19 protein-coding genes are annotated in these 23,192 nt (G+C 73.8%); 11 read left to right on the forward strand and 8 right to left on the reverse strand.

Annotation, left to right across the window (positions count from 1 at the left end; genetic code table 11):
• Positions 1-78 precede the first annotated feature (78 nt).
• From ABEA42_RS00535 to ABEA42_RS00555, 5 genes are all read right to left on the reverse strand, one after another.
• Positions 79-1,281 (reverse strand): XdhC/CoxI family protein, encoded by a 1,203-nt coding sequence (locus ABEA42_RS00535; RefSeq protein WP_345500422.1) that lies wholly within the window; start codon positions 1,279-1,281, stop codon positions 79-81.
• The gene (locus ABEA42_RS00540) at positions 1,274-2,398 is read right to left on the reverse strand and encodes a vWA domain-containing protein (protein ID WP_345500424.1); all 1,125 of its coding nucleotides are present in this window, start codon (positions 2,396-2,398) and stop codon (positions 1,274-1,276) included. The genes ABEA42_RS00535 and ABEA42_RS00540 overlap by 8 nt, the downstream gene beginning before the upstream one ends.
• On the reverse strand, positions 2,395-3,288 hold the full coding sequence (locus ABEA42_RS00545; protein ID WP_345500426.1) for an AAA family ATPase: 894 nt from the start codon (positions 3,286-3,288) through the stop codon (positions 2,395-2,397). The genes ABEA42_RS00540 and ABEA42_RS00545 overlap by 4 nt, the downstream gene beginning before the upstream one ends.
• A gap of 143 nt (positions 3,289-3,431) precedes the next feature.
• Positions 3,432-4,046, reverse strand: a complete 615-nt coding sequence (locus ABEA42_RS00550) for a nucleotidyltransferase family protein (RefSeq protein ID WP_345500427.1) — start codon at positions 4,044-4,046, stop codon at positions 3,432-3,434.
• A gap of 14 nt (positions 4,047-4,060) precedes the next feature.
• On the reverse strand, positions 4,061-9,574 hold the full coding sequence (locus tag ABEA42_RS00555) for an ATP-binding protein (protein WP_345500428.1): 5,514 nt from the start codon (positions 9,572-9,574) through the stop codon (positions 4,061-4,063).
• Positions 9,575-9,717: 143 nt separating this feature from the next.
• Here ABEA42_RS00555 and ABEA42_RS00560 point away from each other — a divergent pair, with 143 nt between their 5' ends.
• From ABEA42_RS00560 to ABEA42_RS00605, 10 genes are all read left to right on the forward strand, one after another.
• A complete protein-coding gene (locus ABEA42_RS00560) occupies positions 9,718-11,106 on the forward strand; it encodes a cryptochrome/photolyase family protein (protein ID WP_345500430.1) in 1,389 nt (462 codons plus the stop codon).
• Positions 11,103-11,825 carry a CPBP family intramembrane glutamic endopeptidase gene (locus ABEA42_RS00565; protein ID WP_345500431.1) on the forward strand — a complete coding sequence of 241 codons (723 nt, stop codon included), beginning with the start codon at positions 11,103-11,105 and terminating at the stop codon, positions 11,823-11,825. The genes ABEA42_RS00560 and ABEA42_RS00565 overlap by 4 nt, the downstream gene beginning before the upstream one ends.
• Positions 11,826-11,829: 4 nt before the next feature.
• Positions 11,830-13,245 (forward strand): tryptophan-rich sensory protein, encoded by a 1,416-nt coding sequence (locus tag ABEA42_RS00570; protein ID WP_345500432.1) that lies wholly within the window; start codon positions 11,830-11,832, stop codon positions 13,243-13,245.
• A 147-nt stretch (positions 13,246-13,392) separates the two neighbouring features.
• On the forward strand, positions 13,393-14,352 hold the full coding sequence (gene paaA, locus ABEA42_RS00575) for a 1,2-phenylacetyl-CoA epoxidase subunit PaaA (RefSeq protein ID WP_345500433.1): 960 nt from the start codon (positions 13,393-13,395) through the stop codon (positions 14,350-14,352).
• Complete coding sequence (gene paaB, locus ABEA42_RS00580) at positions 14,349-14,657, forward strand: 1,2-phenylacetyl-CoA epoxidase subunit PaaB (protein ID WP_345500435.1); 309 nt, start codon at positions 14,349-14,351, stop codon at positions 14,655-14,657. Before paaA ends, paaB begins: the two co-directional genes overlap by 4 nt.
• A gap of 8 nt (positions 14,658-14,665) precedes the next feature.
• Complete coding sequence (gene paaC / locus ABEA42_RS00585; protein WP_345500436.1) at positions 14,666-15,673, forward strand: 1,2-phenylacetyl-CoA epoxidase subunit PaaC; 1,008 nt, start codon at positions 14,666-14,668, stop codon at positions 15,671-15,673.
• Complete coding sequence (paaD, locus tag ABEA42_RS00590; RefSeq protein WP_345500437.1) at positions 15,670-16,218, forward strand: 1,2-phenylacetyl-CoA epoxidase subunit PaaD; 549 nt, start codon at positions 15,670-15,672, stop codon at positions 16,216-16,218. The genes paaC and paaD overlap by 4 nt, the downstream gene beginning before the upstream one ends.
• Positions 16,219-17,319 carry a 1,2-phenylacetyl-CoA epoxidase subunit PaaE gene (paaE, locus tag ABEA42_RS00595; protein ID WP_345500438.1) on the forward strand — a complete coding sequence of 367 codons (1,101 nt, stop codon included), beginning with the start codon at positions 16,219-16,221 and terminating at the stop codon, positions 17,317-17,319. It begins immediately after the preceding gene.
• A gap of 103 nt (positions 17,320-17,422) precedes the next feature.
• Positions 17,423-18,601, forward strand: a complete 1,179-nt coding sequence (locus ABEA42_RS00600) for a thiolase family protein (RefSeq protein WP_345500440.1) — start codon at positions 17,423-17,425, stop codon at positions 18,599-18,601.
• Between the two features lie 65 nt (positions 18,602-18,666).
• Entirely contained in the window at positions 18,667-19,527 is an 861-nt protein-coding gene (locus tag ABEA42_RS00605; protein ID WP_345500441.1) for a 3-hydroxyacyl-CoA dehydrogenase family protein, read from the forward strand.
• Here the strand turns inward: ABEA42_RS00605 and ABEA42_RS00610 are convergent.
• Together ABEA42_RS00610 and ABEA42_RS00615 are read right to left on the reverse strand one after the other, a co-directional pair.
• A complete protein-coding gene (locus tag ABEA42_RS00610) occupies positions 19,515-20,183 on the reverse strand; it encodes a TetR/AcrR family transcriptional regulator (protein ID WP_345500442.1) in 669 nt (222 codons plus the stop codon). The two genes, ABEA42_RS00605 and ABEA42_RS00610, sit on opposite strands and share 13 nt — an antisense overlap.
• Before the next feature lie 24 nt (positions 20,184-20,207).
• Positions 20,208-21,458, reverse strand: coding sequence for a D-arabinono-1,4-lactone oxidase (locus ABEA42_RS00615; RefSeq protein ID WP_345500443.1), 1,251 nt, complete (start codon positions 21,456-21,458; stop codon positions 20,208-20,210).
• Between the two features lie 91 nt (positions 21,459-21,549).
• Between ABEA42_RS00615 and ABEA42_RS00620 the strand changes: the two genes are divergently transcribed.
• Positions 21,550-22,014 (forward strand): SRPBCC family protein, encoded by a 465-nt coding sequence (locus tag ABEA42_RS00620; RefSeq protein ID WP_345500444.1) that lies wholly within the window; start codon positions 21,550-21,552, stop codon positions 22,012-22,014.
• A 113-nt stretch (positions 22,015-22,127) separates the two neighbouring features.
• On the opposite strand, the gene ABEA42_RS00625 is transcribed toward ABEA42_RS00620, so the two are convergent.
• Positions 22,128-23,186 (reverse strand): NAD(P)H-binding protein, encoded by a 1,059-nt coding sequence (locus tag ABEA42_RS00625; RefSeq protein ID WP_345500446.1) that lies wholly within the window; start codon positions 23,184-23,186, stop codon positions 22,128-22,130.
• Between the last annotated feature and the right edge of the window lie 6 nt (positions 23,187-23,192).

Consider the following 23,192-nt stretch of genomic DNA (forward strand, 5'->3'; position numbering starts at 1 on the left):
TTTGTGTTCGAGGGGCACCTTCCGGCGCCCCCTTCGGATACTTGCTGCACTGCCCTGCCGTGCCAACCTCCGGACCGTCTAGGTCCCCGCCCCACCTCCCGTGCCCCGGCCGACGCCGGCGGCCACCTGCGGGGGCTCCCCCGCGGTGCCGGTGTGGTGGTGGATGGGGCCCTCGCGGTGGGCGAGGCGGTCACCGAGCCCTCCCCACTGCAGGGCCACGATCTCGGCGGCGATGCTCACCGCCGTCTCCTCGGGGGTGCGCGCACCCAGGTCGAGCCCGATGGGGCTGGAGAGCCGACGCAGCTCGTCCTCGGTGAGCCCGGCCTCGCGGAGCCGCGCGAGCCGGTCCTCGTGGGTACGGCGCGAGCCCATCGCCCCGACGAAGGCCACCTCCGGCAGGCGCAGCGCGACCTCGAGGACGGGCACGTCGAACTTGGGGTCGTGGGTGAGCACGCAGACCACGGTGCGGCCGTCGACCCGCCCGGCGTCGCGCTCGGCCTCGAGGTAGCGGTGGGGCCACTGCACGACGACCTCGTCGGCCGACGGGAAGCGGCTGGCCGTGGCGAAGACGGGCCGGGCGTCGCAGACGGTCACCTCGTAGCCGAGGAAGTGCCCCATGTGGGCGACGGCCGCCGCGAAGTCGATGGCGCCGAAGACGAGCATCCGGGGGCGCGGCGCGAACGACGACACGAAGACGCGCATGCCCTCGCCCCGTCGTTCGCCGTCGGGACCGTAGGTGAGCGTCTCGGTGCGCCCCGCCGCGAGGAGCCCTCGCGCGTCGTCGGTGACGGCGTCGTCGGCGCGGGAGGAACCGAGCGAGCCGCTGTCACCGAGCTCTGCACCCTCGGGCCGCACCACCAGCCGGCGGCCGAGCCAGCCGGGGTCCGGGTGGTCGATCACGGTGGCGACGGCCACGGGCCGTCCCGCCTCGACGTCCTCGGCGACCCCGCCGAGCTCGGGGAACGTCTCGCGGCTCACCTTCTCGACGAAGACGTCGAGGATTCCACCGCAGGTGAGCCCCACGGCGTACGCGTCGTCGTCGCTGACACCGTAGCGCTGCAGGACCGGTGCGCCGTCGGCGACGACCGCGGAGGCCAGCTCGTAGACGGCGCCCTCCACGCAGCCGCCGGAGACCGACCCCACCGCCTCGCCGCCCGGCCCCACGAGCATCGAGGCCCCGGCGGGCCGTGGCGCGGACCGCCAGGTGGCCACGACCGTGCCGACGCCGACGGTCGCCCCCGCCTTCCACCAGCTCAGCAGCTCGGGCATCACCTCACGCACGGGCCACCACCTCGACCAGCTCCTCGAAGGCGGCCATGGAGTGCCCGGCCACGAAGTCGTCGATGTGCGGCAGGGCCGCGACGATCCCCTGCTGCACCGGCGCGTACCCGGCCTTGCCACGGTGCGGGTTGACCCAGACCACCCGGTGCGCGAGGGCACCCAGCCGTCGCATCTGCTCGCCGAGGGCCTCCGGGGCCTCGCGCTCCCACCCGTCGCTGAACAGCACGACGACGGCGCCACGGGCCATGCCCCGCCGACCCCAGCGGTCGAGGAAGACCTTGATGCCCTGGGCCAGCCGGGTGCCCCCCGACCAGTCGGGGACCGCGTCGCCGCAGGCCACCAGCGCCCGCTCGGGGTCACGCTGGCGCAGCGGCCGCGTCACGTGGGTCAGGCGGGTGCCGAGGGTGAAGACCTCGACGGGCAGGCCGGTCGCCGCGTAGGTGTGGGAGAGCCGCAGGAGGGCGTCCGCGTAGGGGCTCATCGAGCCCGACACGTCCACGAGCAGGACGACCCGCCGCGGCCGGGTCCCCCGGCGCTGCCACGCGATGGGCCCGGGCTCCCCCATCCGGCGCAGCTGCTCTCGCAACGTGCGCCGGGCGTCGACGAGGCCGCGCCCGGCCGGCGTAGGGCGGTGCGCGCGGCGTCGCGGCGCCCGGGGGCGCAGTTCGGCGAACATGGCTGCGAGGTGGGCCCGCTCCGCACTCCCCATCGTGGCGATGTCGCGGTGCCGCAGCACCTCGGTCGCGCTCGCCTGCGCCTGGACGGCGTCCTGCTCCTCCTCCGACCCGCCACGGCCACCACCGGCGTCGAGGGACGCCATGGTGAGGGTGGGCGAGGACTCCTGGCGCGGGCGGCTGCCGGCGCGCTCGAGCCCGAACCACGCGGCGTACACCTGGTCGTAGCGCTCGAGGTCGGCCGGCGACGAGCACAGCGTCGCGCGACCGGCCCAGTAGACGGCGGACGCGTCGAGCAGCCCGACCTCGGCGGCCGCCTCGAGGTAGGTGCGCTCGCGGTCGGCCGTCACCGCCACCCCGGCTGCCCGGAGCGCCCGCGCGAACCCGAGCAGGACCGCGTCGGGGGCGTGGGGCCGAAGGGCGGCCGGGGCGGCGGAGGTCATGACGCCAGGATCCGGTCGAGGGCGGAGCGCACGCGCTCGGCGTCCTCGCGGTACTTCACCGCGACGCCGAGCGTCGCCGAGGCAGTGTCGAGGTCGAGGGTCGGGGAGCCCAGCTCGTGCAGGGCCCGCGCCCAGTCCAGGGTCTCCGCGACCCCGGGGGGCTTGATCAGCTCGTGGTCGCGCCGGAGCGCCTGCACCGTCGAGACCACTTGCGCCGCAAGGGTGTCGGAGACCTGGGGGGCGCGAGTGCGGACGATCTCGAGCTCGCGCTGCAGCCCCGGGTGGTCGATCCAGTGGTAGAGGCAGCGCCGCTTGAGCGCGTCGTGCAGCTCGCGGGTGCGGTTGGAGGTGAGGACCACCACCGGCGGGGTCGACGCCGTCACCGTGCCCAGCTCGGGGATGGTGACCTGCCAGGTCGAGAGCACCTCGAGCAGGAACGCCTCGAACTCGTCGTCGGCCCGGTCCACCTCGTCGACGAGCAGGACGGCAGGAGCCTCGCGCAGGGCCCTCAGGACCGGCCGCGCCAGCAGGAACCGCTCGTCGAAGAGCTGGTCCTCGACCGCCTCCACGTCCGTCGCGCGGTCGGCGGCGACCGCCTCGATGGCGCGCAGGTGCAGGATCTGGCGGGGGAAGTCCCAGTCGTACAGGGCCTGGGTCGCGTCGATGCCCTCGTAGCACTGCAGCCGCACCAGCGGCAGGTCGAGCGTCTCCGCGATGGCCTCCGCGAGGGCGGTCTTCCCCGTGCCGGGCTCGCCCTCGAGCAGGAGCGGGCGCTGCAGGCGCAGCGCGAGCCAGGCGACCGTGGCGAGGGAGGCGTCCGCGAGGTACCCGGTCCGCCCGAGACCCTGCGCCAGCTCCCCGGCCGACGCAAAGGCCTCCCGTGGCTCCATGACCTGATCATCACCCACGCCGCTCCGCAGCGAAAGAGCAGCAGCGGACCGGGCGCGACGAGAGGTCCGTTCGCGCCGTCCAGCGGTGGGCACGGTGGCAGGTGTGCCGGCACCCGGGATGCCGGACGAGGTCGGCCGGGGTGTCAGCCGAGGTCGGCCGGGGTGTCCGCGTCCTCACCGCCGGCGAGGTCACCGCACTCGACCGTCGCGTGGGGGTGGGCCGCGAGGTAGTCGCGGGCCCCCCGGTCCCCCTCGAGGACGTCCAGCACCCCCGCCCAGTGGTCGCGGCCGATGACCACGGGGTGGCCGGGCACGCCGGCGTAGGCGGCGCGGGCCAGGCTCGCCGGGCCCCCACCGTCCGTCGCCGCCAGCACCCGGCGCACCACGTCCGGGCCCACGTCGGGTAGGTCGACGAGCAGCACCACCACCGCGTCGGCGGCCGAGGCAGACACCGCCTCGAGACCGGCCCGCAGCGATGCACTCTGCCCCTGCGCCCAGTCGTGCGCCACGACGACCGTGTCGGCGCCCGTGGCGAGCGGCTGCGCCTCCGGCGCCCCGGCGCCGAGCACCACGACCACGGGGTCGCACCCCGAGGCGCGCAGCACCCGCAGCCCCCGCTCGAGGAAGGTGCCGCCGGAGGGGTCGTCGAGCAGCGCCTTGGGGCCGCCCATCCTCCGGCCACCACCCGCCGCGAGCAGGAGGCCGGCGACCGACCGGGGGCCGGGTGGCGTGCCGACCTCCTCGCCGGTGGTCGGCACGCCCCGCGGACCCATCAGCCCTTGAGCCCCGCCTCGATCGCCGCGATGATCCGCGGCCGCAGCTCCTGCGCGGAGATGACCGCGTCGACCGACCCGACCGACACGGCCCGGTGGATGCTGTGCACGCGGTCGAACTCGGCCGCGACCTCGCCCAGCTTCTCGCTGCGTACCGCGGCGCGGACCTCGGCGAGCTCGGTCGCGAGCTGCGCCCGACGCAGCTCCCCACCCTCAGCGAGGGCGGCCTCCAGCTCCCGGACCCGCGGGTCGGCGTTGGTCCGGGCGTCCACGTCCCGCGAGAACACGACCGCGGCGGCCGGGGCGCCACCGAGCACCGAGGCGAACGACCCCTCGACGGCGAGCACCGTCATGCGCGGGTTGAGCACCTTGGAGAAGACGACGAAGGCACCACCGTGGTAGCGCGACACGACCGTGAAGACGATCGGCCCGTCGAAGTTGACGATGGCGCGGCCGATCTCGGCGCCGTACTCGAGCTGGAGGCTGCGCATCGACTCGGGCGAGCCGTCGAACCCGGACAGGTTGGCGAGCACGACCAGGGGGCGGTTGCCACTGGCGGCGTTGATGGCGCGGGCCGCCTTCTTGGACGACCGCGGGAACAGCGTGCCCGCGGTGTAGGTGTCCGGGCCGTCGGTGGGCGGGAACCCGCGCCGCGCAACGGTCTTGGACTCGATACCGAGCAGGCACACCGGGATGCCGCCGAGGTGCGCGTCCTGCACCACGGCCGTCTCGGCGTCGGCCATGCCGGCCCAGCGCTCGAGCGTCTCGTGGTCCTGGTCGGCGACCGCGGCCATGAGGGTGCGGATGTCGAACGGCTTCTTGCGGTCGGGGTTGGTGACCGGGGAGAAGATGTCGCCCACCGTCGTGAAGCCCGAGTCCGCGAGCGTGTGCGGGTAGGACGTCACGTCCCGGTCGACCGGGTCGGTGGTGCGCGCCCTGCGGGGGCCGTCCTCGCCCGGGTGGACGTAGGTGTGCTCGTAGTGCGCCATGAGGATGTCGCGCGCGCCCACGAGGTCCGGCGCCCAGTACTGCGCCTGCCCGTTGGGCCCCATCACGCGGTCGTAGCCGCCGATGCCGAAGTTGTCCTCGGCACTGACCCCGCCGGAGAAGTCGAGGGACTGCTTGCCGGTGAGCACCATGGCGCTGTCCGGGGTCATGACGAGGATGCCCTTGGTGTGCATCAGCATCGTCGCCTCGGCGTTCCAGTAGGGCTGGGCACCGACGTTGATCCCGGCGACGACGATGTTGATCTCGCCGCCGTCCTGGGTGAACTCCACGATGCGCTTGAGCGCCCGGGCCACCCAGTCCATGTTCTCGGTGCCCGAGTCCATGGAGATGCGGGCACCGGCCGAGAGCGCGAACCACTCGACGGGCACACCCATCTCCTGCGCGAGGTCGAGCGCCGCGATGATGCGGGTGCACTCGGCCTCGGAGACGGCGCCCAGCGCCTTGAGGGGGTCGCCGCAGAGCAGCACGCGGGTGACGCCCTCGGGGTAGCGCTCGGTGGGGCTGCTGATGACGCCCGCGATGATGCCGGCCTTGTTGTGGCCGTACGGACGCTCCACCGGGACCAGGCTGCCGCGGTCGTCGAGGTCGTACTCGACGGCGGTGCCGCCGGGGCCGGCGATCATCGCCTGGAGCTCGTACGGGTACACCACACCACGGCGGCGGGCGCGGACGACCTTCTGCGCGTAGTCGTCGAGGGGCTTGAGCAGGTCGGCCGGCGGCTCCTCGACGGAGGTCACGACACCGGACCCCGGCTGGTAGTGGAACCGGGCCGCGAGCGGGGCGCTGTCGCCGCCCGGGCTGGAGATGCGGCCCTGGACGAGCACCTCCTCGATGCCCGCACCCGCGGTCAGCGGCGCGATCTTGGCCTGCAGCGCGGTGAGCTGGTCGAGGTCGGCCTCCACCGGCGGCCAGATGTGCACCCAGACGTAGTTCATGTCGAGGCGGGCGCCGGCGGCCCCGCTCTCGGCGCGTGCACGGCGGATCGCCTCGAGGCAGTTGGCGATCGCCCGCTCCGCGTGGGGCAGCGCGGTCACCCGGCCTGCGTCGTCACGCACCACCGCGAGCTGTCGCACCTGCGCGAGGGCGACCAGCCGCTGGTCGGACTCGTTGCCGGGGGCCACACAGCGGTAGAGGAGCACGTCCTCGGGCGCCTCGAGCCGCGTGACGTCGAAGGCCCGCAGGCGCCACAGGTTGAGGCGGCGGCCGACCATCGGGTGCACCCCGCGGACCAGGTCGTCCTCGACCATCGCGCCGTCACCGGGACGGAACGTGAAGTAGCTGACCTCGCGCCCGCCACCGGGGCAGACGGCAACGGCGACGCGGCGCACGTCCTGCGCCCACGGGATCTCGGCGAGCCGGGCGGCGAGGAGCTCGGAGGCCTGCTCCGGGCCCTCGGGCTCGTCGGGCCACGACAGGTAGAGGTCGACGACGGCCTCCTGGCCCGCGGTGCGCTCGTCCAGCCGGGCGGCGACGGCGTCCACGAGGTCGGACCCCGGGGTGAGCTCGTCGACGCGCCCGACCGTCGTCACGAGGTGGGTGGGGCGCCCGTCGAGGCTGTAGTCGGCGACGGCGAAGGGACGGCTGCCGCTCTGGAGCTCGCGCAGACCGGTGAGGTCGTGGTCGCGGTAGTGGCGCTTGACCAGGACGGCCAGCATCGGCTCCCGGGTGGGGACACCTGCCTCCAGCCGGTCGGAGAGGAAGCGGACGATCTGCTCGGGGATGGCGGCCAGGGCGTCGATGCGGCGGGCGCGCTCCTCCCCGCCGGGGATGCCCTCGAGGGCGGCGAGCTCGTCGCGCACGCCGCCCAGCACACTCGCCCGGTCGGCGTCGACGAGCGGCTGGTCGAACCAGCGGAACCGCACGCTGCGGGCGAGGTCGCCGATGACGGGGTGGCGCAGCTGGGTGGCGACGACGAGCCGGTCGAGCACCTCCCGCGCGGCGGCGTCGAGCGGGGGCTCGGGGCACGGCTCGACGATCCAGCGCTGCAGGAGCGCCGTGGCGAGGACGACCTCGGGCGCCGAGCGCTGCTGGGCGAGGAACACGCGGAAGACCGCCTCCTCGAGCTGCGGCGTCCGGTCGAGGCTGTCGAGGCCGTAGTGGCGCAGGACCTGCGAGAGCTTGGTGCGGAACTGCTCGGGCAGGGCGCCGCGCTCGACGTCCAGGCTCTGCAGGTAGGTGTGGAAGTGCTCGCGGGGGCTGTGCACGCGGTTCTCGACGTGGTCCTCCTCACCCGCCGGCCGGTTGCGGCTCAGCTCGGCGAAGTCGGCGAACACCTCGAGCACCGCGATCTCCGCCCCCACCTGGGAGGCGCCGGCCGCGGAGAGCTCGTCGCGGGCCTCGAGGTAGGAGCGCAGCGTGTTGCCGTCGTCGCGGGGGTCGACGTCGTAGCCGAGGAGCATGGCGCACAGCGCGGCACGCGAGCGCCGGGCCACCTCGTCGGCCCCGGCCGCACCGAGGTCGTGGGTGGGCAGGTCGAGGTCGACCGTGTCCTGGGCGGCCTCGTCGGCGACCTCGTCACCGTCGCCGACGGGCTCGAGACGGACCAAGGGCGCACCGGTCTCCACCTGGCTGCCGGTGGAGACGAGCAGCTCCTTGACCCGGGCGGCGAACGGCGCGGGCAGCACCGTCTCCATCTTCATCGACTCGAGCACGAGGACCGGGGCGCCCGCGGCCACCTCGGCGCCGACGGGTGCGGGCGTCGCGACCACGAGGGCCGGGGCGGGCGAGCGGAGCACGCCGCCCTCGTCCCGGGACACCCGGTGGGTGACGCCGTCGACCTCGACGAGCTGCACCGGTCCGTGCGCGGCCGAGATGAGGCGGTGGGTGCGACCGCCGATGGTGACGCGGCTGGTGTACTCGTCGAGCCGGTCGAGCTCGGCGTCGACGGTCTGCTCGGTGGTGCCGTTGGCCACGGTGACGCGGAACAGGTGCGGCCCGATGCGCCACACCGTGACCTTGTACGCGGTGCCGCGCAGCTTGAGGTCGATGGCGCGGCCGGTGCGGTGCTGGACCTGGGGGCGCCCACCCCGGGAGGTCTCGAGCAGGCGGGTGCGCTCGACGCCCTCCTCGTCCTCGTAGCCCTCGATGCCGGCGACGACGAGCGCGACGCCGGAGTGGCGGTGGGAGACCAGGCGTCCCTCGCCGCGCACGCGGTCGATCCAGCCCGTGTCGGCGCTGCCGTCGACGACCTCGGGCTGGTCGAGCAGGTCGAGGATGAAGCTCTTGTTGGTGGAGCCGCCCTCGATGACCACGGTCGTCTCGGACATCGCGCGCCGCAGCCGGGCGAGCGCCTCGTCGCGGTCCGCGCCGACGGCGATGATCTTGGCGATCATCGAGTCGAAGTCGGCCGGGATCGAGTCGCCCTCGCCGACCCCGGTGTCGACACGGATGCCCGGGCCGGCGGGGAGGTCGAGCAGGGCGATCCGGCCCGGCGACGGGGCGAAGTCGCGGTCGGGGTCCTCGGCGTTGAGCCGCGCCTCGACGGCGTGGCCCTCCTCGGTCGGCCGCTCCCCCTCGAGGCGGCCCCCGGACGCGACGTGGATCTGGAGCTTGACCAGGTCGGTGTCGGTGGTGGCCTCGGTGATCGGGTGCTCCACCTGCAGGCGGGTGTTGACCTCGAGGAACGCGAAGAACTTCTCGCCCGGGTGGTAGAGGAACTCCACGGTGCCGGCGCCGGCATACCCCACCGCGATGGCGAGGCGCTCGGCGCTGGCCTTGACCTCGGCGACCTGCTCCGGGCCGAGGACGGGCGAGGCCGACTCCTCGATGACCTTCTGGTTGCGGCGCTGCACCGAGCAGTCGCGAACGCCGAGGGCCCACGCCGTGCCGTGGCCGTCGGCGATGACCTGGACCTCGACGTGCCGTGCCCCCGTGACGAGCTTCTCGAGGAAGACGACCCCGGAGCCGAACGCGCGCTGGGCCTCGTCGCGGGTGCGCTCGTAGGCGTCGGTGAGGTCGGCGTCCGACGCGACCATGCGGATGCCGCGCCCGCCACCACCGGCGGTCGCCTTGAGCATGAGGGGGTAGCCGATCTGCGCGGCGGCGGCCTTGGCGTCCTCGAGGGTGTCGACACCTCCGCGGCTCCACGGCGCGACGGGCACGCCGACCTCCTCGGCGATGAGCTTGGAGCCGATCTTGTCGCCCAGCTTGCGCATCGCCTCCGGGCTCGGGCCGATGAACGTCACGCCGATGCGCGCGCAGAGCTCGGCGAAGTCCGGGTGCTCGGCGACGAAGCCCCAGCCCACCCAGGCCGCGTCGGCGCCGGTCTCGCGCAGCGCCTGCTCCAGCACGGCGTAGTCGAGGTAGGGGCGGTTGGCCGCCGGGCCGAGGTTGTGGGCGTGGTCGGCCTCGCGCACGAACATGGCGCGCTTCTCACCCTCCGTGTGCAGGGCGACGGTCTCGATGCGGTGGCCACCGACGCCTGCCTGCGCGTTGAGGTCGCGCACGGCGTGGATGAGCCGCATCGCGGCCTCACCCCGGTTGACGATGGCGATGCGCGAGAACATCGAGTGGGCCTCCCAGCACGGACGGACGACGGGGGCGGCGCAGACGGCACGCCACCGAGGCCCGAGCCTGCCACCGATCGTCGGTGACTCGCGAGTAATGCTCGCCGAGGCATGCCCGCGCCGCCCCACCTAGGGTTGGTGACATGTCCCGCGCTGCCTCGGTCCTCTGGCTCCGCCGCGACCTGCGCAGGGGCGACCTGCCCGCCCTCGGGGCCGCGGCGTCGGCCGCGGACGGCGGCAACGTGCTCGTGCTGTTCGTCCTCGACCCCGCCCTGTGGGACGGCGGCGGCCCCGCCCGGCGGGCATGGCTCGCCGCGACCCTGGAGGCCACCCGCGAGGCGTACGACGGCCGGCTGTGCCTGCGCGTCGGCGACCCGGCCGAGGTCGTCCCCGCGGTCGTCGAGGAGGTGGGCGCCACCTCGGTGCACGTCTCCCGCGAGACCACCCCAGCCGGCGTACGGCGCGACAAGGCGGTCGCCGCCGCGCTCGGCGAGGCGGGCGTGGAGTGGGTCGAGACCGGCACGCCGTACGCTGTGGGCCCGGGGTCCGTGGTCAACGGCAGCGGTGACCCCTACAAGGTGTTCACGCCGTTCAGCCGCGCCTGGCGCGACCACGGCTGGCCCGCCCCCGCGACCGAGCCGCAGGACCTCTCACTCGCCCGGGTGGCCTCCGACGACGACGGCTGGAAGACCGTGCGCGCGGCCCTCTCCGAGGACGACCTGCCCGAGCTGCCGGAGGCAGGCGAGGAGGCCGCGCTCCAGCGGTGGCGGGACTTCCTCGACGACTCCGTCACCGCCTACAAGGACGAGCGCGACCGGGCCGACCGGCCGGGGACCTCACGGCTGTCGCCCTACCTCAAGATCGGCGCCGTCCACCCGCGGACCCTGCTCGCAGAGCTGAGGGGCCGGACCGGGCAGGGCGCGCAGACGTTCGAGACCGAGCTGTGCTGGCGCGAGTTCTACGCCGACGTCCTCTGGCACCACCCGCGCTCGTCGTGGCACGACCTGCGTCCCGCCCTGAAGGGGATGACGTACGAGGACAACCCCGAGCTCGTGCAGGCGTGGAAGGAGGGGCGCACCGGCTACCCCGTGGTCGACGCCGCGATGCGCCAGCTGCTCACCGAGGGCTGGATGCACAACCGGATGCGGATGGTGACGGCGAGCTTCCTCACCAAGGACCTGCACGTCTGGTGGCCCGTCGGCGCCCGCCACTTCCTCGACCACCTCATCGACGGCGACATCGCGTCGAACAACCACGGCTGGCAGTGGGTGGCCGGCACGGGGACCGACGCCTCGCCCTACTTCCGCGTGTTCAACCCGGTCACCCAGGGCCAGCGCTTCGACCCCCGGGGGGACTACGTGCGCCGCTACGTGCCCGAGCTCGCCCACGTGCCGGGCAAGGCGGTCCACGAGCCGTGGAAGCACGACGGCGCCTACGACCACGGCTACCCCCAGCCGGTCGTCGACCACGCCGAGGAGCGCCGCGAGGCGCTGCGCCGCTACGACGCGGTACGCGGCTCGGGGTCGTCGTGATCGACCCGGTCGCCGAGGTCCGCTCGTTCGTCCGGGCAGCCCTGGTGACGCCGGTGCCCCGCGACCACACCGAGTCGGACGCGGCCTTCCGCCGACGCCGCGTCGTCGCCGTCGTCACCCTCGTCGTGGGCAGCGTCGTGCTCACCCTCGCCCTGCGCATCCCGCCCGGTGACCCCCTCTTCTACGCCGCGACGGTGGGGCTCGCCGCGATCTGGACCATCGGCGCGTTCGTGTCCGGCCCGCTGCACCTCGGCCGGGCCCGCACCAGGTCCGGCGGGGACGCGAGACCCCTCGTGCAGTCGCTGGCCCTCGGGGCGATCCTGCTCGCGGTGTTCCTGCTCGGCGGGTTCGTCATCGCGCACGTCCCGCCGCTGCGCGACCCCGTCACCCACCTGCTCGACCACGCCCGGCTCGGGTCGCTCACCCTCGTGGCCGCGATCACCGCCGTCAACGGGATCGCGGAGGAGCTCTACTTCCGCGGCGCCCTCTACTCCGCCGTCGGGCGCCGGCACGCCGTGCTCGTCACGGCCGTCGTCTACGCCCTGACCACCGTGGGTTCCGGCATCCCCCTCCTGGTCCTCGCCGCCGCCCTGCTGGGGGTCCTCACGGGCCTGCAGCGACGGGTGACCGGCGGCATCCTCGGCCCCATGGTCACCCACCTCACGTGGTCCCTCGGGATGCTCCTGCTCCTCCCCCTCGTCCTCTCCTCAGGAAGCTGATCGCATGCCTTCGTCCCCCGGCACGTCCCGCACGGTCCTGGTCACCGGCGCCACCGGCTACGTGGGCGGCGTCCTCGTCCCGGCACTGCTCGACCGGGGCTGGCGGGTCAGGGTGCTGACGCGCAGCCGCCGCGGGCTCGAGGGCAAGCCGTGGGCCCACGACGTCGAGGCCGTCGAGGGCGACGCGACCTCGGCGCAGGACTGCCGGCGCGCCATGGACGGCGTCGACGTGGCCTACTACCTGCTGCACTCGATGGACGGCAAGGGCGACTTCATGGAGCGGGACCGCTCCATGGCGCGCACCTTCGCGCAGGCCGCCTCCGACGCGGGCGTCGGCCGGATCGTCTACCTCAGCGGCCTGCACCCGGAGGGGCGGCTGTCCGACCACCTCGCGTCGCGCGTCGAGGTCGGCGACATCTTCCTGGCCGGTCCCGTCCCAGCCACGGTGCTGCAGGCCGGCATCGTCCTCGGCGACGGCTCGGCGTCGTTCGACATGCTGCGCCACCTCACCGAGCGGCTGCCCGCCGTCATCGCCCCGCGCTGGCTGCGCAACCGGATCCAGCCGATCGCGGTCGACGACGTCGTCCACTACCTCGCCGGGTCCGCCGAGATGGGGCCCGAGGTCAACCGGACGTTCGACATCGGTGGCCCCGAGGTGCTCACCTACGCCGAGATGATGCAGCGCTACGCCGAGATCGTCGGGCTGGGCCGCCGCTGGATCACCACCGTGCCCGTCCTGACGCCGCGCCTCGCCGGCCTGTGGATCGACATCGTCACGCCGATCTCCCGCGGCATCGGCCGACCGCTCATCGGCAGCCTGGTCCACGAGGCGGTGTGCGGGGAGCAGGACATCGTGGACGTCACCGGCCCCCCGCCCGGCGGCCGGACGGCGTTCGAGGACGCCATCCGAGCGGCCAACAAGGGCATCGACCCGTTCCGCTGGCGCCGGACCCTGGCCCGCACCAGCGCGATGGTCGGCGCTGCCGCCGTGACCGGGTCGCTGCTCACCGACCCGACCTCGCGCTGGTACCGCAGGCTCGACAAGCCGTCGTGGGAGCCGCCGCCCGCGGCCTTCCCCGTCGTCTGGACGGGCCTGTACGCCGACGTGGCCCTCGTCAGCGCGGTGTCGTCCTCCTACCTCGCCGAGGCCGGACGCGAGGACGAGGCGAAGCAGCTCGAGCAGGCACTCGCCCTCAACATGGCGCTCAACACGGCTTGGACCGGCCTGTTCTTCCGCGCCCGGAAGCCGTGGCTCGCGACCGCCGAGTGCGCGGTGCTCACGCTCTCCTCGGCCGACCTCGCCCGGCGTGCCGGCGCGGCCGGGCGGGGCAAGGCGGTGGCCATCGGTGCGTACGCCGCGTGGTGCGGGTTCGCGACCGTGCTGTCGGGCACCATCGCGCACCGCAACCGCCGTCGCTGAGGTCGACGCTCGCTGGGGTCGACACCGACCGCCGCGGGACCGTGGTTGCCTCGGGACCGCGCACCTGAGAAACTATTACAGACCGTTCGGTCAGTAATTGACCGCGGCGCCCCGAGCCACCCTCTCGTCCCGACCCGTGGAGGACGCATGACCGACACCGCCACCGACCCGCTCCAGGCCGGTTTCGACGCGACCATCGGGCACGGCGACCGCATCGAGCCGCGCGACTGGATGCCCGAGGGCTACCGGCGCACGCTCGTCCGCCAGGTGGCCCAGCACGCGCACTCCGAGATCATCGGCATGCAGCCGGAGGGCAGCTGGATCGGCCGGGCGCCATCGCTGCGGCGCAAGGCGATCCTGCTCGCCAAGGTGCAGGACGAGGCCGGGCACGGCCTCTACCTCTACTCGGCGTGCGAGACCCTCGGCGTCAGCCGCGGCGAGCTCACCGAGAAGCTCATCTCGGGCGCCCAGAAGTACTCCTCGATCTTCAACTACCCGACGCTGACCTACGCCGACGTGGGCACCATCGGCTGGCTCGTCGACGGCGCCGCCATCTGCAACCAGGTGCCGCTGTGCCGCACGTCGTTCGGCCCCTACGGCCGCGCGATGATCCGCATCTGCAAGGAGGAGTCCTTCCACCAGCGTCAGGGCTACGAGCTGCTCATGACGATGATGCGCGGCACGGACGAGCAGCGGGCCATGGTGCAGGAGTCGGTCAACCGGTTCTGGTGGCCGGCGCTGATGATGTTCGGCCCGCCGGACGACGAGTCCCCCAACTCGGCGCAGTCGATGGCGTGGGGCATCAAGCGCAACAGCAACGACGACCTGCGCCAGCGGTTCGTCGACATGTCGGTGTCCCAGGCGCAGGCCCTCGGCGTGACGTTCCCCGACCCGGAGCTGCGCTGGAACGCCGAGCGCGGCCACCACGACTTCGGCCAGCCCGACTGGGACGAGTTCATGCAGGTGGTCAAGGGCAACGGCCCGTGCAACACCCAGCGGATCGCCCACCGCCGCAAGGCGCACGAGGACGGTGCGTGGGTGCGGGAGGCCGCCACCGCGTACGCCGCGAAGCAGGCTGCCGTCGCCACCGCCGGGGGTGCCGCATGAGCGACGCACAGCCGGGTGGCGTCAAGGCCGAGTGGCCGCTGTACGAGGTGTTCGTCCGCGGCAAGCGCGGGCTCAACCACGTCCACGTGGGCTCGCTCCACGCGGCCGACGACGACATGGCCCTGCGGCACGCGCGCGACGTCTACACGCGGCGCAACGAGGGCGTGAGCATCTGGGTGGTGAAGTCCAAGGACATCGCCGCCTCGAGCCCGGACGAGAAGGACCCGATGTTCGCGCCGAGCAACGACAAGGTCTACCGGCACCCGACGTTCTACGAGATCCCCGACAACGTCCCCCACATGTGAGGCCTGCGATGACCGACCACGTCGAGCCCGCCTCGCACCCTGCTCCCGAGCCCGCCTCGCACCCTGCGCCCGAGCCCGCCTCGCACCCCGCGCCCGACCCCTCCGACGCCCACGGCAGCGTCTACGACGGCCTGCTCGGTGGCGACCCCTCCCACTGGGCGTTCGGCACCGACTTCGAGGACCCGCTCGCCGGTGTCGACACGACGATCCCGGACGGCGTCGACGCCCACGACCTCGGCACCTACTGCCTCATGCTCGCCGACGACGCGCTCATCGCCTCGCAGCGGCTGGCGCAGTGGACCAGCCGCGCACCCGACCTCGAGGAGGACATCGCGCTGGCCAACATCGCGCTCGACCTCCTCGGCCAGGCCCGGTTGCTGCTGGCCCGCGCGGCCGCGGCCGACCCCTCCCTCGTGCCGGTGCTGCCGGAGGGCTCGCCCGTGCCGCCGGAGGACGCGCTGGCGTTCTTTCGCGAGTCCGGCGAGTTCCGCAACGTGCGCCTCGTCGAGACCGACAACGGTGACTTCGCGGTGACCATCGTCAAGCTCCTCGTCCTCGCCACGGCCCGGCTGGCCCTGCTCGAGCGCCTGGCCTCGAGCAGCGACCACGTGCTGGCCGCCGTCGCCGCGAAGGGCGTCAAGGAGCTCACCTACCACCGTGACTACGCCGGGCGCTGGTTCCTGACCCTCGCGCAGGGCACCGACGAGTCACGGCGCCGCCTCGAAGCCGCCCTCGCCACCGTCTGGCCGCTGCAGGCAGAGCTCTTCGCCACCCACGACGTCGAGCGCCGGGTGGCCGAGGCCGGAGTGGGTGTCGACCCCGCCACCATCGCGGACGACGTCGCCGTGGTGCTGGCCCAGGTGTTCGCGGTGAGCGGTGTCGACCAACCGACCCAGGGCGCCCTCGCGGCCGTGCAGGGGCGCCAGGGTCGCGACGGCCTGCACACCGAGGCGCTCAGCCTGCTGCTCGCGGAGATGCAGGTGGTCGCCCGCGCCCACCCCATGGGTCGGTGGTGACCGTGCCGACCACCACCCCTGCCCCGGTCGAGTCGGAGACCCGGAAGGCGTTGCACGACAAGGCGATGGCCGTCGCCCGGACGGTGACCGACCCCGAGATGCCCATGCTGACGCTCGAGGACCTCGGCGTCCTCCGCTCGGTGGACGTCGACGACGACGGGCACGTCGTCGTCGCGATCACCCCCACCTACACCGGCTGCCCCGCCATGGCCGCGATGCGCGACGACCTCGTGCGGTCGCTGCAGGAGGCCGGCCTGCCGGGCGCCACGGTCAGGGTCTCCCTGACGCCTGCGTGGTCGAGCGACTGGATCAGCGAGCGCGGTCGGCAGGCCCTGCGCGACCACGGCCTCTCCGCACCCGGGCGCGTCCCGGCCCGCAGCGGCCCGGTCGCGCTGTCCCTGATGCCGACGCGTCGTGAGATCGCTTGTCCCCGTTGTGGATCCGCACAGACCGAGCTCACCTCGGAATTCGGTCCCACGGCCTGCAAGGCGCTCTACCGGTGCACCAGCTGCCTTGAGCCCTTCGAGCACGTCAAGGAGATCTGAGTGACCTCGGCCGCCCCCTCGTTGCTGCTGAAGAAGCCCCGACGCCCCGCCCCCACCTTCCACACGCTCACCGTCCACGGGATCGAGCAGCTCACCGACGACGCCGCTGCCGTGTCGTTCGACGTCCCCGACGAGCTCACGGACGCCTACGCCTTCGCCGCCGGCCAGTCGCTCACGCTGCGCCGCCGCATCGACGGCGTCGAGCACCGCCGCACCTACTCGATCTGCGCCGCGGTCGGGGAACGGCCGCGCATCGGCGTCCGCGAGATCCCCGGAGGCCTGTTCTCGCAGTGGCTCCTGCACGAGCTCCGACCCGGCGACGAGGTCGAGGTGCAGACACCGCACGGCACGTTCCGCGCCGACCCCGAGGAGGGCGGCCGCCACCTGTGCATCGCCGCGGGGTCCGGCATCACGCCGATGCTGTCCATCGCGACCACCGTCCTGACCAACCCCGGGGCCGAGGTGACGCTCCTCTACGGCAACCGCACCACCGGGTCGGTGATGTTCGCCGAGGAGCTGGCCGACCTCAAGAACCGCCACGGCAGCCGCTTCCAGCTCGTGCACGTGCTGTCGCGCGAGCCCCGTGACGTCGAGCTGTTCTCCGGGCGCCTGGACGCCGACCGGCTGCGCCGGCTCTTCGACGTCCTCGTTCCGGTCCACGACGTCGACCACGTCTGGCTCTGCGGACCGCTCGCCATGATCGAGTCGGCGCGCGAGGTGCTCACCGAGCTCGACGTCCCCGCCGACAGGGTCCACTTCGAGCTCTTCTACGTCGACGAGCCGCCGCCGGAGCTGCACCGCGCCGACGCGGTCGTCGAGGGCGAGACCAGCGACGTCACCGTGGTCCTCGACGGCGTGAGCTCGACGACCGCGATGCCCCGCGGCCGGTCGATCCTCGACTCGGCCCAGGCCACCCGCACCGACGTGCCGTTCGCCTGCAAGGGCGGCGTCTGCGGCACCTGCCGGGCGCTGGTCCGCGAGGGCGAGGTCGACATGCGCCGCAACTACGCGCTCGAGCAGCGCGAGGTGGAGCAGGGCTTCGTCCTCACCTGCCAGAGCCACCCCGTCAGCGACACCGTGACCGTCGACTTCGACGCCTGACCACCTGACCCCCTGACCCCCTGACCCCACCCCCGGCGACCGCACACCGGTGCGGCGGCGGGGCCCCGGCCCAGCGCCGTACGGACCCCGAAGGAGCACGACCGTGACCGAGGCCTTCCTCCTCGACGGAGCCCGCACCCCGATCGGCCGGTATGCCGGCGGGCTGGCCACCGTGCGCCCCGACGACCTCGCGGCGCTCGTGGTGCGCGAGGCCGTGCAGCGGGCGGGTGTGGACCCCGAGCTGGTGGACGAGGTGGTCCTCGGCGCCGCCAACCAGGCGGGTGAGGACAACCGCAACGTCGCCCGGATGGCCACGCTCCTCGCCGGGCTGCCGCAGTCGGTGCCCGGGTTCACCGTCAACAGGCTCTGCGCCTCCGGCCTGACCGCCGTCGCGACGGCCCGGCAGATGGTCGCCTCGGGCGACGCCGACCTCGTCGTGGCCGGTGGCGTCGAGTCGATGACCCGGGCGCCCTGGGTCACCGAGAAGCCGACCAAGGCGTTCGCGCGCCCCGGGGCGACGTTCGACACCTCGATCGGGTGGCGGTTCACCAACCCGCGCTTCGACGCCGACACCACGCTGTCGATGCCGCAGACGGCCGAGCGGGTCGCCGAGCGCTGGGGGCTGACCCGTGACGAGCTCGACGCGTTCGCGCTGCGTTCGCACCAGCGGGCGGTCGCGGCGATCGAGGCGGGACGGTTCGCCGACGAGATCGTGGCCGTGCCGGTGGGCGACGGCGAGTTCGCCGTCGACGAGGGTCCGCGCGCCGACACCTCGCTCGAACGCCTCGCGAAGCTCCGTCCGGTCAACCACCCCGCGGGCCTGGTGACCGCCGGCAACTCCAGCTCGCTCAACGACGGCGCTGCTGCAGTCGTCGTGGCCAGCGAGGCGTTCGTCGTCCGGCACGGGCTCGAGCCCCGGGCCCGGCTCGTCGCCTCGGCCAGCGCGGGGGTCGCCCCCGAGGTCATGGGCATCGGCCCGGTCCCGGCGACGCACAAGGCCCTGGACCGTGTCGGGTGGGCCATCGGCGACCTCGACGCCGTCGAGCTCAACGAGGCCTTCGCGTCGCAGTCGCTCGCCTGCATCCGCGACCTGGGCCTCGACGAGGACATCGTCAACGCCGACGGCGGCGCCATCGCCCTCGGCCACCCGCTCGGCTGCTCGGGCACCCGCATCCTGCTCACGCTGCTCGGCCGCCTCGAGCGCGAGGGCGGCCGTCGGGGTCTGGCGACGCTGTGCGTCGGCGTCGGCCAGGGCGCCGCGCTGCTCGTCGAGCGTCCCTGACCCGCGCCCGACCACCCCCACCCACCCCCGCCGACCGGCCCCGCCCACCACCCCCGGGAGAACCCATGACCGAACCCGCTGCCGCCGCCCTGCCCGACCTCGTCGGGGTCTACGGCGGAGGGCGCATGGGTGCCGGCATCGCCCACGCCTTCCTCGTCCGCGGGGCACGCGTCGTGGTCGTCGAGAACGACCAGGCGGCCGCGGACGCAGCCCGTGAACGCGTCGCGACCAGCGTGGGTCGGGCGGCCGACCGCGGCCTGCTGTCCTCAAGCGTGGACGAGGCACTGGCGCGCCTGCGCGTCACGACCGCCGCCGGTGACCTGGCCGGCGCCGGCCTCGTCGTCGAGGCGGTCCCCGAGGACGCCGGCCTCAAGCTCGACGTGCTGCGGCGGGTCGAGCAGGTCGCCCCGGACGCCGTGCTGGCGACCAACACCAGCTCGCTGTCGGTCAGTGGCATCGCCGAGGGCCTGCGGTCGCCGCAGCGCTTCGTCGGCCTGCACTTCTTCAACCCCGTGCCAGCCAGTGACCTCGTCGAGGTCGTGCTGGGCGCGCAGACCGGCGACGACCTGGCCGAGCAGGCCCGCCAGTGGGTCACCGCGCTGGGCAAGACGGCGATCACCGTGCAGGACTCCCCCGGGTTCGCGAGCAGCCGGCTGGGCGTGGCCATCGCGCTCGAGGCGATGCGGATGGTGCAGGAGGGCGTCGCCTCCGCGCAGGACATCGACACCGCCATGACCCTCGGCTACCGCCACCCGGTCGGCCCGCTGCGCACCACCGACATCGTCGGCCTGGACGTGCGGCTCGCCATCGCAGAGCACCTCGAGCGCGAGCTCGGCCCGCGGTTCGAGCCGCCGCAGGTGCTGCGCGACATGGTGGCCGCCGGCCACCTGGGTCGCAAGACCGGTCGCGGCTTCTACGACTGGTGAGGTGAGGCGACCGGTGCCCGCGACGCGCCGGTGGACGGTTCTGCGGGCACCAGGGCGAGGCCGTCGAAGGCGATCGTGGTGATGGCGTCCGAGAGCTGGGCGGCGTCGACCGTGCCGCCGGGCCGGTGCCACTCGACGACCGAGTTGACCATGCCGAACAGCAGCCTGCTCACCAGCACCGGGGAGACGTCGGCCCGCAGCGACCCCTCGTCGACGGCCTCCTGCACCAGCGCGGCGAACCGCGCGTCGAGGTCGCGGCGGCGGCGCAGGGCGGCCACCTCGACGTCGCTGTTGCCACGCACCCGCAGCAGCAGCGTGACGGCCGGCTGGTGGTCCACGAGCACCTCGACACTCATCCGCACCGCCCGCCGCAGCCGGTCGTACGCCGTCGCGCCCTGTGCCTCCCGGCCCGCCTCGTCCAGCACCTCCGTGAGCCCGTCGAGGGCCTCGTCGAGCGCCTGGGACAGCAGGTGCGTCTTGCTCGGGACGTGGTGGTAGATCGCGGACTTGCTGAAGCCGAGGGCTCGCGCGAGGTCACCCATGCTGGTGCCGTCGTAGCCCTGCTCGATGAACAGGTCGACGGCCTTGCGCAGCACCGTCTCCTGGTCGTGGCCGGGGCGTCCCCGACGGGGCGCCCCTGCCTCTGCGTCACTCACGCGGCCACACTCTCACAGGGCGCCTCAGCCGAGCACGGTGTCGAGGAAGGCGTTGCCGAACACCCGTCCCGGGTCGAGGTCGTCCCGCAGGCGCCGGAAGTCGTCCCAGCGCGGGTAGAGGGGCGCCAGGTCGGCAGCCGTCGCGACGAAGCACTTGCCCCAGTGCGGCCGGCCGCCCAGCGGCAGGAGGACGTCCTCGGCGGCCGGCAGGACCGCGTACACGGCCGCCTCGTCGAGCACCCACGTGAAGTGGAACCCGACCACGTCCCGCTCGTGGGACGCGCTGAGCCACAACGGGTCCGCGGCGACGGTCCGGATCTCGGCGTTCTGCAGCACTGGCGCGAGCGCCGGCCCGAGCCGTCGCAATGCGGCGACCGCCTCGAGCGCCCGGGGCCGCGGCACGAGGTACTCGCTCTGGAGCTCCGCGCCCCGGCTGGGGGTGAACTCGACTCGGAAGTGCGGCAGCCGTTCGAGCCACGGTCCTGGCACCCCGGTCTGGTCGGTGACCGACTCGGTGGGGACGCCGTCGAGCATGTGCAGCGTCGCCGCGGCCCGGGGTGCGCCGAGGAGGTCAGGTGGGGCCTGCGGTGAGCGGCTCTTGCACCAGGCCTGGAAGACCCCGCGCTCGTCGAACCGGGTGAAGAGGCTGACGCTGTCGGCCGCCCCGGTCAGGTCGTCGAACCGCTCCTCGACCACCGACCACGGCAGGTCGGTGTAGACGTCCTGGCGCACCGGGTAGGTCGGCTCGACGTCGAGGGTGACCCGGGTGAGGACCCCGAGCGCCCCGAGCGCGACGACCATGCCGTCGAAGTCCTGCTCGCCACGCGCCCTGTGCAGCAGCTCGCCGTCGGCGGTGACCAGCTCGACCCCCGCCACCGCGGCCGCCAGGGAGGGGGTGCGGTCGCCGGAACCGTGCGTCCCCGTCGCCACCGCGCCGGCGACGCTGATGTGCGGCAGCGACGCGAGGGACGCGAGCGCCCAGCCCTGCCGCTCCAGCTCGGCGGCGACGAGTCCGTACGACGCGCCCGCCGGCACCGTGGCGGTGCGGGCTCGCGTGTCCACCTCCACGGCTGCCGCGCCTTCCGGGGGCTCGAGGTCGGCGACGCAGACCAGGACGCCCTCGGTGTCGGCCAGCCCGGTGAACGAGTGCCGCGACCCCAGCGCCCGGACCTTCGCCGCCCCGGCCACGAGCTCCTGGAGCTCCTCGACCGTACGGGGCCGCGCGAACGACGACGCGCGGTAGACGTGGTTGCCCGCCCAGTTGCGCTCGGTCATGGCCCCAGTCTCGCGTGGTGCGGCCCGCCTGTCGCCGCACGCCCGCCGGCCGGTGGCGCACCGTACGGCGCGATGGCCCACAATCGAGCCCATGACGGTCTTCTCGGCTTCCAAGCGCTCCACGGCCGTCGTGCCCTTCGCCCGGGACGCCGTCTGGGACGTCCTGCGCGACGCCTCCCAGGTCGCCCGCCTCACCCCGATGGTGCGGTCCATCGAGGACCACGGCAGCACCTGGCTGTGGAAGCTCGCCCCCATCGAGGTCCTCGGCAAGAGCATCGGCCTGTCGTTCACGGAGAGGATGGACCTGCACCCCGTCGAGCGCATCGTGTTCACCCACGACCCCCAGGGCGACGAGCGGGCCGGGGTCGAGGGCACCTACCTGCTCGAGGAGAAGAGCAGCGCCACCCGCCTGTCGATCGACCTCGAGGTCAACGTCAACCTGCCGTTCCCCAGGCTCGCCAAGCCCGCGGTCCAGACCTCCATGCAGGCCGTCATCGCCGCGATGGGTGCGGGCTTCGCGCACAACCTCGACCGCCACCTCAAGTCGCACCACTGACGTCTCCACCCCCTGCAAAACGCCGGTTGCCCGGCAGAACGAGGGTTAGGAACCCGCGTTCTGCCGGGCAACCGGCGTTTTCCGGGGGGAGCGGCCAGGCGGACCCGTGGCGGTCAGGCGGGCGGCGGCGGGCCGAGCAGCACGTCGCGCCAGCCGCCGAGACGGTGGTGCACCGGTCGTCCACCGGCTCGGGACACCTGCCCGCCGGCCCAAGGGGCGTCGGAGTGCAGCGGACCCACGATGTCGCGGTCGCGGTCGGGCACCGAGTCGGCCGGCACGGCCAGGGCCCGGTCGAGGGCGTCACCGACACCCACGAGCCGGTGCCCCTGCGGGAGGAGGTCGGTGCGGAAGTCCTCCTCGCGGCACACCATGTCGTGGTGCAGGCTCTCGACGAGGGTCTGCACGGTCGAGGCCGGGGCGGCGGTCAGCACCGGCGCCAACCGGGCGACCAGTGCGGTCGGGACGAACGGCACGCTCACCTGGACCCGGGTGAGGCCGGCGAGGCGCGCGTAGCGACGCAGCAGGGCGGAGTACGCGAGCGGCTCCCCGCTGCCGACGTCGTAAGGGCGGCTCACGGCAGGCGCCGTCAGGGTGCCGACGAGGGCGGCCACGACGTCGGTCACGGCCACCGGCTCCACGCGGCTGCGCATCCACGTGGGCAGCGTCTGCACGGGCAGGCGCTCGCTGATCTGCCGCATGATCTCGAACGACGTCGAGCCGCTGCCGACCACCATGGCCGCGCGCAGCGCGTGAGTGGTGACGCCCGAGTCGGTGAGGACCTGCTCGACCTCCAGCCGCGAGCGCAGGTGCGGCGACAGGTCGCTGTCGTCGAGGTCGGGCACCAGGCCGCCGAGGTAGGCGATGCGCCCCACCCCCTCGCGCACCGCAGCATGGGCGGCGTTGTAGGCACCCTCCCGGTCGGTGGTCGCGAAGTCGTCGCCCCCGAGCCCGTGGATCAGGTAGTAGAGCGCCTCGGCGCCGCGGCAGGCAGCCCGGACGGAGACGCGGTCCAGGACGTCCATGCCCACGACGCGGACCCGGTCGGCCCACCAGAACCGCGCGGCCGACGCGGGGTCGGTGAACGTCGCCGTGACGTCGTGCCCAGCCTCGAGCAGGGCGGGTACGAGCCGGCTGCCGACGTAGCCTCCCGCTCCGGTGACGACGACGCGCACACACAC

It is taken from the genome of Pedococcus ginsenosidimutans (assembly GCF_039544395.1).
Classification (GTDB): Bacteria; Actinomycetota; Actinomycetes; order Actinomycetales; family Dermatophilaceae; genus Pedococcus; species Pedococcus ginsenosidimutans.

Bases quoted from the DNA above. Each gene is read 5' to 3' on its own strand.
- paaA (WP_345500433.1), top strand. From the start codon at position 13,393: ATGACCGACACCGCCACCGACCCGCTCCAGGCCGGTTTCGACGCGACC.
- paaB (WP_345500435.1), top strand. From the start codon at position 14,349: ATGAGCGACGCACAGCCGGGTGGCGTCAAGGCCGAGTGGCCGCTGTAC.
- ABEA42_RS00570 (WP_345500432.1), top strand. From the start codon at position 11,830: ATGCCTTCGTCCCCCGGCACGTCCCGCACGGTCCTGGTCACCGGCGCC.
- ABEA42_RS00555 (WP_345500428.1), bottom strand. From the start codon at position 9,574: ATGTTCTCGCGCATCGCCATCGTCAACCGGGGTGAGGCCGCGATGCGG.
- ABEA42_RS00605 (WP_345500441.1), top strand. From the start codon at position 18,667: ATGACCGAACCCGCTGCCGCCGCCCTGCCCGACCTCGTCGGGGTCTAC.
- ABEA42_RS00540 (WP_345500424.1), bottom strand. From the start codon at position 2,398: ATGACCTCCGCCGCCCCGGCCGCCCTTCGGCCCCACGCCCCCGACGCG.
- ABEA42_RS00545 (WP_345500426.1), bottom strand. From the start codon at position 3,288: ATGGAGCCACGGGAGGCCTTTGCGTCGGCCGGGGAGCTGGCGCAGGGT.
- ABEA42_RS00620 (WP_345500444.1), top strand. From the start codon at position 21,550: ATGACGGTCTTCTCGGCTTCCAAGCGCTCCACGGCCGTCGTGCCCTTC.
- ABEA42_RS00615 (WP_345500443.1), bottom strand. From the start codon at position 21,458: ATGACCGAGCGCAACTGGGCGGGCAACCACGTCTACCGCGCGTCGTCG.
- ABEA42_RS00560 (WP_345500430.1), top strand. From the start codon at position 9,718: ATGTCCCGCGCTGCCTCGGTCCTCTGGCTCCGCCGCGACCTGCGCAGG.
- paaC (WP_345500436.1), top strand. From the start codon at position 14,666: ATGACCGACCACGTCGAGCCCGCCTCGCACCCTGCTCCCGAGCCCGCC.